The 8,043-nt window shown below is 66.5% G+C and carries 8 protein-coding genes; 1 reads left to right on the top strand and 7 read right to left on the bottom strand.

Going from position 1 to position 8,043, the window contains the following annotated elements; translation table 11 throughout:
- Nucleotides 1–121: 121 nt before the first annotated feature.
- Nucleotides 122–1,318 (bottom strand): phosphatidylserine/phosphatidylglycerophosphate/cardiolipin synthase family protein, encoded by a 1,197-nt coding sequence (locus OJI97_RS09030; protein WP_297662778.1) that lies wholly within the window; start codon nt 1,316–1,318, stop codon nt 122–124.
- A 132-nt stretch (nt 1,319–1,450) separates the two neighbouring features.
- On the opposite strand from OJI97_RS09030, the gene rpoZ reads away from it, so the two are divergent.
- Nucleotides 1,451–1,795, top strand: a complete 345-nt coding sequence (gene rpoZ / locus OJI97_RS09025; RefSeq protein ID WP_257550991.1) for a DNA-directed RNA polymerase subunit omega — start codon at nt 1,451–1,453, stop codon at nt 1,793–1,795.
- Nucleotides 1,796–1,851: 56 nt separating this feature from the next.
- Here rpoZ and OJI97_RS09020 read toward each other — a convergent pair whose 3' ends face one another.
- The 6 genes from OJI97_RS09020 to OJI97_RS08995 form a co-directional block, all read right to left on the bottom strand.
- Nucleotides 1,852–2,457: a DUF3800 domain-containing protein gene (locus OJI97_RS09020; RefSeq protein WP_297662776.1), complete on the bottom strand. Its 606-nt coding sequence runs from the start codon at nt 2,455–2,457 to the stop codon at nt 1,852–1,854.
- 32 nt (nt 2,458–2,489) lie between these two features.
- Nucleotides 2,490–2,882, bottom strand: a complete 393-nt coding sequence (locus OJI97_RS09015; protein WP_257550987.1) for a hypothetical protein — start codon at nt 2,880–2,882, stop codon at nt 2,490–2,492.
- 53 nt (nt 2,883–2,935) lie between these two features.
- A complete protein-coding gene (gene ftsH / locus OJI97_RS09010; RefSeq protein WP_257550985.1) occupies nt 2,936–4,879 on the bottom strand; it encodes an ATP-dependent zinc metalloprotease FtsH in 1,944 nt (647 codons plus the stop codon).
- Nucleotides 4,880–4,977: 98 nt separating this feature from the next.
- Entirely contained in the window at nt 4,978–5,979 is a 1,002-nt protein-coding gene (gene tilS, locus OJI97_RS09005; RefSeq protein WP_297662774.1) for a tRNA lysidine(34) synthetase TilS, read from the bottom strand.
- Complete coding sequence (locus OJI97_RS09000) at nt 5,933–6,868, bottom strand: tetratricopeptide repeat protein (RefSeq protein WP_297662772.1); 936 nt, start codon at nt 6,866–6,868, stop codon at nt 5,933–5,935. The genes tilS and OJI97_RS09000 overlap by 47 nt, the downstream gene beginning before the upstream one ends.
- A 118-nt stretch (nt 6,869–6,986) precedes the next feature.
- Entirely contained in the window at nt 6,987–7,847 is an 861-nt protein-coding gene (locus OJI97_RS08995) for a helix-turn-helix domain-containing protein (protein ID WP_297662770.1), read from the bottom strand.
- Between the last annotated feature and the right edge of the window lie 196 nt (nt 7,848–8,043).

Raw genomic sequence — 8,043 nt, 5'->3', positions numbered from 1 at the left:
GTGCGAGTCCCAAAAATCTCGCACGAAGGCACAAAGGCACGAAGAGAAGCTGGATTCCCGCTTTCGCGGGAATGACGAACGAAAAGAGGGGAATGGATCAGGGGTCTAACCGGCCCTGATTCTAAATCTCCGTCTCGGGATCGATTTCCCCCAGCCCGAAATTCAGCCGCCGCGTCACCGTATAATCGGCGATGCCGACGACGAACCAGGCGAGCGTCCAGCGCAGCCGCGTCAGCCAGTTCGCCCGCGCCTTGTGGCTCGCCGCGGTAACGATCTCGCAATCGCCTTTCAGCCCGTCCAGAAACCCGCGCATCTGTTGCGCAAAGCCCGCATCATCGATGCGTAGCATCCCCTCGACGTTCAGAAACAGGCTGCGCACGTCGAAATTGGCGGTGCCGACATGGACGACGTCGTCGATCACGATCAGCTTCATATGCAGCCGGCACGGCTGATATTCCCAGATCGCCGCTTTCTGGCGCAGCAGATAGCCGTAGAGCAGCCGCGAGGCGCCGATCGTGGCGGGGTTGTCCGACTTCGCCGCCATCACGAAGCGCGCTTTCCCCGCCCGCGCGACCCGGCCGAGCCGCCGGAGCATCCCCTGGCCGGGCGAGAAATAGGCCATCGCCATGTCGAGCCGCCGTGCCCCGGCCAGATCGCTGCGCACCATCCGCGCCCAGGGCGACATACGCTGGGTCGGACCGCCGACCAGCCAGGACAGCGGCTTGCCATCGATCGGCCATTCGCGGATCAGCCGGCGCAGCACCAGCAGCTTGCCGTCGTCGTGGACGGTATAATCGTGCAGCGCCTCGAACCATTCGGTCATGTCCGCGACGACGGGGCCGCGGATGACGATGCCGAGATCGAACCAGCAATGCGTCCGCCGGTCGCTGAGATAGGGATTCGCGATGTTGAAACCGCCGGTCACGCCGGCTTCGCTGTCGATCAGCAGCAATTTCTGATGATTGCGGACGAGATAGCTCGACCGCCAGCGCCGCGAGAAGAAGATGACGCTGCCCCCCGCGGCGCGGAGCGGCGCGAAAAGGCTGTCGGATATGTCGCCCGACCCGAAGCTGTCGATCACCGCGCGCACGCGCACGCCGCGCCGTGCCGCCGCGGTCATCGCGCCGAGAATCTGCTGCCCGGCATCGTCGTCCTCGAAAATATACATGATCAGGTCGACGCTGCGGATCGCGCCGCCGATCAGCGCGAGCAGCCGCTCGCGCCGCCGCTCGCCGTCGAAGATGACCTCCAGCCGGTGGCCCGCGACGTCCGCTTTCAACGTATCGAGGGGGCCGGCGGCGGCATCGGGCTCGGTCATGCATTGCTCATAGGCTCGGGGGCGTGGAGCCCGCAAGGGCAGGGGTTTTATTGACATCGGCGCCGCCCGCTGCTAGCGCGCAGCGCTTGCCGCCATGCCTCTGGCTGGCCTCTCCGCTTCTAAGGAAACACAATGGCCCGCGTTACCGTCGAAGATTGCGTCGACAAGGTTCCCAACCGCTTTGATCTGGTGCTGCTTTCCGCGCATCGCGCCCGCGAAATCTCGGGCGGTTCCGAATTGACGGTCGATCGCGACCGCGACAAGAATCCGGTCGTCGCGCTGCGCGAAATCGCCGAGCAGACGGTGCGTCCCACCGATCTCGGCGATGCGCTCGTCGGTTCGCTCCAGAAGGTCGTCGTCGATGATGACGATACGCCCGACGAAATCAGCTCGATCGCGCGTTCGGCCGAAGCGCTTCGCCTGACCGCCGCTGCGCCGCCGCGCAGCCCGGCCGGTGGCGGCGGCGACTTCGAATAAGCGCCGATCGCGATCGATCACCAAGGGGGCCGCGGGAAACCGCGGCCCTTCTTGATTCAGAGGAGCCGGGTGAGTTCGGCGATGCGGATCGCGCGCGAGGCGAGCATCGGTTCGAGGATGACGCCGATGCGGTGCGCGCGCGGCGAGCCGATTTCGACGTTGAACAGGCTGTTCGCGATCACGTCGGCAATCTGCACGCCGTCCGAGCGCCGGCTGTCGGCGAGCGATGCCTGGCCCCAGCCGGCGAGCCCGGCCTGGATCGTTTCGCGCACGCCGGCCAGGATCACCGGGTCGTAGCGGCCATCGTCGATCACGACGTCGGTGCAGACGCCGCCGGTTTCGGGCAGCCAGCTGCTCACCGCGAGATCGAGCAGCGCGGTGTAGAGCGCAAGGTCGGTCGCGAGCCGGCCATCGGCGGGCGGCGCAAGATTGTCACGCTTCGCCACCGCGACCCACGCCCGTCCGCCCGCGCGATCGAAGAGTTCGAGCAGATAGGCGCGCTCGGTCAGGCTGATCCGGCTGCCCTTGAGTTCGCCGCGCAGCCCGGTGACAGCGCGAAAGCGGGCATGGATCGCCGCGGCCGCATCGGGGGAAAGCATCACGGCGGCGAAGGTCATCGCGCCCGTGTTGAGCCCACCCGATTCATCGCAATAAATCGTCATGCCGCACCCTTCCTCGCCTCATGCACGCCGCATCAGGCGGGGCAGGGATAGCGTTTCCGCATCAGTCCGTCGAACGCCGAATAGATGGAAATCGATTTGCGCGACTGCGGCGGATAGCTGCGCAGGTGCGCGAGCCATTGTTCGGGGGTGAGCGTACCGCTTTCGGGTGGGCAGCTCGTGGTCCTGCGCCCGGCCTTGCGTTCGGCATCGATCCGCGCCTTGTAGCGCTTGCCCGCGGCGATCACTTCGCCCTTCAGATAATGGGCCTCGGGGGTCGCGATCGCCAGCGGCCCCAGCCGTTCGATCGAACCGGCGCGTGCGAGAAAGGTCGCGACGCTCATGTCGCCGGGCGCCATGCCGCACAGCAAGGCGCCGGCGCCGAGCGCGGCAAAGGCCGATCCGATCCGCATTTCCCCGTTGGTCATGCGGACCGGAATCGTGCCAAATCAATGAACAATGTCTGAACTGGGGGTCTGAATCAGACGCCCTGCGGGTTGGCGTCGCCGAAGGGGCGCGGCTTGCGCTTGATCTGCGGCAGGCCGCCGGCATGGCCCTGAACCGGGTTGCCGTTCTTGCCCTGATCATTGTCGCGGCCGATGTCTTCGCCCTTGATCGCGCGTTTCGACTCCTCGCCCGACAGCGTCTCATATTCGAGCAGCGCACCGGCAAGCAGGTGAAGCTCGTCGAGATTGTCGGTCAGCACCTTACGCGCGACATTCTCGCCTTCCTCGACAAGGCGGCGGACTTCGGCATCAATCAGCTTGGCGGTTTCCTCGGACATGTTCTGCGCGCGCGAGACGCTGTGGCCCAGAAATACCTCGTCCTGATTGTCGCGATAGCGCAGCCAGCCGAGTTTTTCGGACATGCCATATTCCATCACCATCGCGCGCGCCATGTCGGTCGCCTGCTGGATGTCGTTCGAGGCGCCGGTGTTGAGTTCGTCCTTGCCGTAGATGAGCTGTTCGGCGATGCGGCCGCCGAAGCAGAGCGCGAGCCGCGCCTTCATCTGCTTCATATTCTGCGAATAGCGGTCGCGCTCGGGCAGGTTCCACGTCACGCCCAGCGCGCGGCCGCGCGGGATGATGGTGACCTTGTGCAGCGGGTCATTGCCCTCGACATGCAGCGAGACGAGCGCGTGGCCGGCTTCGTGATAGGCGGTCGCCTTTTTCTCGTCCTCGGTCATCACCATCGAACGGCGTTCGGCGCCCATCATCACCTTGTCCTTGGCCTCCTCGAACTCGTTCGAGGCGATCAGACGCTTGCCCTTGCGCGCCGCGAGCAGCGCCGCTTCGTTCGCGAGGTTGGCGAGATCGGCACCCGAAAAGCCCGGAGTGCCGCGCGCGATACGGCGCAGGTCGACGTCGGGCGCGAGCGGCTTCTTGCGCGTGTGGACCTCGAGGATCTTCTGGCGGCCCTCGATGTCGGGACGCGGCACGACGACCTGGCGGTCGAAGCGGCCCGGGCGCAGCAGCGCGGGGTCGAGCACGTCGGGGCGGTTGGTCGCCGCGACGATGATGATGCCCTCGTTCGCCTCGAAACCGTCCATTTCGACGAGCAACTGGTTGAGCGTCTGTTCGCGCTCGTCATTGCCGTTGCCGAGGCCGGCGCCGCGATGGCGGCCGACCGCGTCGATTTCGTCGATGAAGACGATGCACGGCGCGTTGCGCTTGGCCTGTTCGAACATGTCGCGGACGCGCGACGCGCCGACACCGACGAACATCTCGACGAAGTCCGAACCCGAAATGGTGAAGAAAGGCACGCCCGCCTCACCCGCAATCGCGCGGGCGAGCAAGGTCTTGCCGGTGCCGGGCGAGCCGACGAGCAGGGCGCCCTTCGGAATCTGGCCGCCGAGCTTCGAGAATTTGGTCGGGTCTTTCAAAAACTCGACGATTTCTTCCAGCTCCTCGCGCGCCTCGTCGATGCCGGCGACATCGTCGAACGTCACGCGGCCCTGCTTTTCGGTCAGCATCTTGGCGCGCGACTTGCCGAAGCCCATCGCGCCGGACCCGTTGTTCTTCTGCACCTGGCGGAAGACGAAGAAGGCGATGCCGAGGATCAGCAGGAAGGGCAGCGACTGGATAAGCAGATAGACCCAGATATTGCCGGTTTCGGTCGGCTTGCCGTCATATTTGACATTATTGTCGTTGAGCATCTTCAGCAGTTCGGGGTCGCGCACGATATTGGCGGTGAAGCGGTCGCCGTTGGTCAGCTCGCCGGTGACGCGATCCTCGGACAGCACGACCTGCTTGACCGCGCCTTCCTGCACCTTTTGCCGGAACTCGGAATAGGCGAGCGTGTTGCCGGTCGGCTGCGCCGCGCCCCCGAAGATTGAGGCGACGAGGAGCATGGCAAGCAAGATGCCGCTCCAGATCATCACGCTCTTCATCCAGGGGTTGCCCTGCGGTTCCTTGTCGTCCTGCATCGGAATCTTTCCCAAATTCGCGCCAAAATTCGCGCACGCGGCGCTTCTCTCCCGATAATGTAGGATAATCGGGTTAAATGACAATGAGCCAATTCGCCCTAGGCGCGCGCTTTCCGTCGCGGCGCGGCGGAAATGCGCCAGATCGTGCCGGCGAGGCCGGGAACCGCATCGATCAGGAGCGCGCCGACCATCGCGCGCCGGCCCGCCTTCATCGCGGCAATGACGCCGTCGAGCGAGGCACCGCGCAGCGCCAGCCCGGGATCGTTGGCGCGCAGCCGCTGCGTGACGACGCGGCGGAAGATCTCGGGCGGATAGCCTTCGTCGCGGATCACCGCGATATCGGACGCATCGGGCCATGAGGCGATCAGCCGCTCGACCGCCCAGTCGATCGCTTCGTCGGCCTCGGCCAGCCAGCGTGCCGAGCGCGCCGCCGCCTCGACATCGAGCGTCGTCTGCGCGCGCAGCGCGTGGCGCAGCCGCGCGCGGTCGAAGCGGTCGTCGGCGTTCGACGGATCGTCGACGAAGGGAATGTCGTTGTCGAACGCGATCCGCATCAGATCGTCGCGCCGCCAGTGCAGCAGCGGCCGCAGCACCGATCCGTTGCGCGCGCGGATCGCGGCCAGGCCGCCGACCCCGCTCGCGCGGTTGAGCCGCATGACGATCGTCTCGAGCTGGTCGTCGGCGTGATGCGCGGTCAGGATATGCGCGATGCCATGATCCTGCCGCCACCCGTCGAGCAGGCGATAGCGCTCGGCGCGCGCCGCCGCCTGCGTCGATCCCCGGATCGGCGCCGGCGGAAGCAGCGTGTCATGCGGAATATGCTCGCGCGCGCAGAAGCCCGCGACCATGCGCGCTTCCTCGTCGGACCCCTTGCGCAGACCGTGATCGACCGTCGCCGCGCGGACCTGACCGGGCAGCAGCGTCGCCATCAGCCACAGCAGCGCCATGCTGTCGGGACCGCCCGAGACCGCGACGCCATAATGCAGCCGCTGCCAGTCGGCACCGGCGAGCGCGGCGAGGTCGCGTCCGAGCCGTTCGACGGCCTCGCCGCTGTCAGCAGCCTGCTTTTGCTTTTGCGGCGGCTGCATCGGTGCGGACATCCTGCGGCGCCTTGTCGCCGTACACATCGTCGAGCTCGCGGAACGCCTTGCAGGCGTCGGCCTTGCGGCCGAGCTTTTCGAGCGCGACGCCCATATACATCAGGCTGTGCGGGGCGCGGGGACCGCTCGGCCGATCCTTGTAATTATTATAGAAAGCGACCGCGGCGAGGCTGGGCTTGCCCTCGTCGAGATAGGCGCGGCCGAGCAGATTCTGCGCGAAGCTCGCCTGATTGCTCTTCGGCCATTTGGTCACGACGGTCTTGAGCTGGGTTTCCGCCTCGGGATAGAGTTTCGCATCCCAGAGGCGGAAGCCATAATTATAGGCATCCTGCTGTTCGTTGCCAGTCGACGGGATTTCGACCTTCTTGACCAGGGCGAGGCGCGCGGCGTCGGGGGACGTTGCCTTGGCCGGCGTTGCGGCGGGCTTCTTCGCGGGCGCCGCCGCCGTCGTGGCGGCGGGCGTCGGCTTGACCGTCGGAACCACCGGCAGGCTGGCGGGGGTCGCCTCCGCCGCCGCTTCGGCGGGGAAGCGCCTGTCCATCTCGATCTTGTAGGCGGTGAACTGCTTTTCGAGCTCGCGGAGTTGATAGGCGTTCTGCTCGGTCTGGCCGGTCAGCGTCTGGAGCTGCGATTCGAGGGCATCGACCCGTGCGGTCAGGTCCGCGACCGGGGTCGCGGCCTTGGCGCGCTCGCCCGGCGTGTTGTCGGGCGCGATCTCGCCCTCGAAGAAAGTCGGAGCGCCGCCGGGAAAGACCTGGCGCTGAACCGCGCGCATTTCCTTTTCGAGCCGATCGACGCGCTTGGTGACGGTCTGGTCCTGCGCCTGCGCGGGCGCGGCCGCCGCGATCGCGGCCGCCGCCACGCCCATGAGAGTGACATGCTTCATCATTTGCCGATAGGCCCCCACAGATTAACCAATTTTATCCCGGCCTTCATAACGCCCGAAACGGCGGACGCGCAAACCTATTTCGGCGCGCCGCCGCGTCGTTTCATCGGGATGACGACGTTCAGCGCGCGGTTTTGGGCGCGGGCGTCGCTGCCGGTGCGGTCGCCGCGGTGCCGCCGCCGGCGCGCGCGACGAGGTCAGCGGGTTTCAGCGAGATGCCCTTGACCAGCGTGTCGGCGGGGCCGATCGGGCCGACGTCGCGGCCGCCCACGGTGACCTTCAGCGCTTGCGGGATGCTGGTGCGAAGCGTGAATTGCTCGATATAGGCCGCGGGCACCTCATAGGTTTCGCCGGGGTCGAGCGTCCGCCAATTCTCGGTCTTGCCCTTGGCGTCGTCGAAGCCGATCCACACTTCGGAAAGGCCGGTCAGCACGACCGGCGCATTCGCGGCGACGGAGGCGCCGGTCTTTGCCGGGGCGGTCGCGGTCGCGGCCTGGGTGGCGGGGGCCTCCGAATCCTCGGCGGCCTGGTTTTGGGCCGCGATCAGCGCCTCGTCGGGTTCGACCGACAGGAAACGCCAGACGCCATAGGCGGAGACCAGCAGCAGCGCGATGATGACGAGCGTCCAGGTCAGCCGCGCGGTCGGCAGGCGCGCCGGGTCGGTCGGCTCATAGGCTTCGTAGACCGGCCGTGCGCCGTATTGATCCTCTTCGAGCTCGCGGCGGATCGACGCCGCGATTTCGGTCTCGGGCAGGTCGACCGCGCGAGCATAGGCGCGCGCGAAGCCGGTGACGTAGGTCCGGCCCGGCAGTTCGGAGAAATCGGATTTTTCAATGGCGTCGAGGTGCCTTTGGGTGATCCGCGTGCGCGTGGCCACGTCGGCGAGCGACAGGCCGGCGGCCTCGCGCGCCAATCGCAGCTTGTCGCCGGTGCGCGTGATCGCCAACTCGCCCTGCTCGGGGGCGGTTTCCTCGTCTGCCATCGCTGTCTCCTTGCCGGCCGTTGCAACCCGGTTCGACCGTGCGGGCCGTTCATCGCATTGACGGCGCGCGAAAGTCAAATGGAGTTCGGCAAACGAACGGCTGAAAAGAAGCGGTTACGGGTTTCGGCCGATTGCGGACCTATCTCACATCGTCATCCCGGACTTGATCCGGGATCCATTCTCTCAGCGCCGGATG

It is taken from the genome of Sphingopyxis sp., from assembly GCF_025869345.1.
Lineage (GTDB): Bacteria > Pseudomonadota > Alphaproteobacteria > Sphingomonadales > Sphingomonadaceae > Sphingopyxis.
The sequence above is the reverse complement of the archived record's forward strand: the minus strand, read 5'-3'. Positions and strand labels throughout refer to the sequence as shown.

Excerpts from the sequence above, each read along its gene's own strand:
- OJI97_RS09030 (WP_297662778.1), bottom strand. The coding sequence starts at position 1,318 with ATGACCGAGCCCGATGCCGCCGCCGGCCCCCTCGATACGTTGAAAGCG.
- rpoZ (WP_257550991.1), top strand. The coding sequence starts at position 1,451 with ATGGCCCGCGTTACCGTCGAAGATTGCGTCGACAAGGTTCCCAACCGC.
- OJI97_RS09020 (WP_297662776.1), bottom strand. The coding sequence starts at position 2,457 with ATGACGATTTATTGCGATGAATCGGGTGGGCTCAACACGGGCGCGATG.
- OJI97_RS09015 (WP_257550987.1), bottom strand. The coding sequence starts at position 2,882 with ATGACCAACGGGGAAATGCGGATCGGATCGGCCTTTGCCGCGCTCGGC.
- ftsH (WP_257550985.1), bottom strand. The coding sequence starts at position 4,879 with ATGCAGGACGACAAGGAACCGCAGGGCAACCCCTGGATGAAGAGCGTG.
- tilS (WP_297662774.1), bottom strand. The coding sequence starts at position 5,979 with ATGTCCGCACCGATGCAGCCGCCGCAAAAGCAAAAGCAGGCTGCTGAC.
- OJI97_RS09000 (WP_297662772.1), bottom strand. The coding sequence starts at position 6,868 with ATGATGAAGCATGTCACTCTCATGGGCGTGGCGGCGGCCGCGATCGCG.
- OJI97_RS08995 (WP_297662770.1), bottom strand. The coding sequence starts at position 7,847 with ATGGCAGACGAGGAAACCGCCCCCGAGCAGGGCGAGTTGGCGATCACG.